Raw genomic sequence first — 1,047 nt, forward strand, 5'->3', positions numbered from 1 at the left:
GCCGCGTCGGCTTCTTCTTCGACTCGAAACTCAACGACGCAAACGAACGCTGTTTCATGGGGGAGGCGCTTCCTGGAGACTGGTCGCTATGATGCCTGAGGCGAGGAATAAATCAGAGCATCCCTAGGTTTTATTGAGACTTGTCATTATTCTCCAAAAGAACCTAAAAATAGCACCAAAAGAAAATGGTAAAAACCAATAAATAAAAGAACTCAGTATTGGCATCATAAAAGCAGCAATAGCTAATCCGAACCTTCCCTCATATGGCAGTCTGAGCCAAAACACACTGTAATCTGGATTGAAAAAATCACCCCTGAAGATGCTGCATCTTATAAAGCCAAAATCAGCCATCGCCAAGGCGCCACAAATTAGAAATAAAAAAGCAAATGACCAGATACCTTTTTTTCTGGCCGACGAAGTTATTATTTTTTTTGGCTCAAATTTTTTCCAAAAAGGTTGCATCGCACAAAGCATGAAAAGATATACAGGGAAATACAGCCATTGCAACGCAATAGATATCTTTGCTAATGATTTGTAATCGGTCTCATTAGATATTTTATTAACGGCAGGGACGATCTTTCCAATCAAACTAATAAATGCATTGATGTGCCAATTATTTATTAAATAATCTCCAATAAATAAAGATATTATTACACTAATGAAAAAAGCTGACAAAAGTATTATCGGAAACATCTTTTCGATACATGCGACCCAGCCACCAGCATTTAAACATTTTATTTTCATTAATCACCATTCAGTTTATTTATGATGCATATGAGAAGCTATCTCATGATATGTTAAAGTGGCAAGCCCCGCCAGCAGAAAACCAGCTGCAACCGGGACAATAATAGGTGCACCAACAAATGCCAGGCCTCCTTCCACAGCAGCTATGCCAATCTCAGAAACTTAAGGGACGGAGGCTGAGGTTTCCCCACGTTTTCATGCGGCCACAGCCATCTGATCGAGCAGTGCCGGAGACGGCTTTCGTATTTGCTCCACGAGTTTTTCAAGCCTGGCATTCGACCATCGTCTCACTAGCGCCTCACG

General features: G+C 41.2%; 1 protein-coding gene. It reads right to left on the bottom strand.

Annotation, left to right across the window (positions count from 1 at the left end):
* Positions 1–123: 123 nt before the first annotated feature.
* A complete protein-coding gene (locus B0E51_RS19295) occupies positions 124–744 on the bottom strand; it encodes a hypothetical protein (protein WP_143525921.1) in 621 nt (206 codons plus the stop codon).
* Positions 745–1,047 lie beyond the last annotated feature (303 nt).

It is taken from the genome of Rhodanobacter sp. C05 (genome assembly GCF_002001165.1).
In the GTDB taxonomy this organism is placed as follows: Bacteria; Pseudomonadota; Gammaproteobacteria; order Xanthomonadales; family Rhodanobacteraceae; genus Rhodanobacter.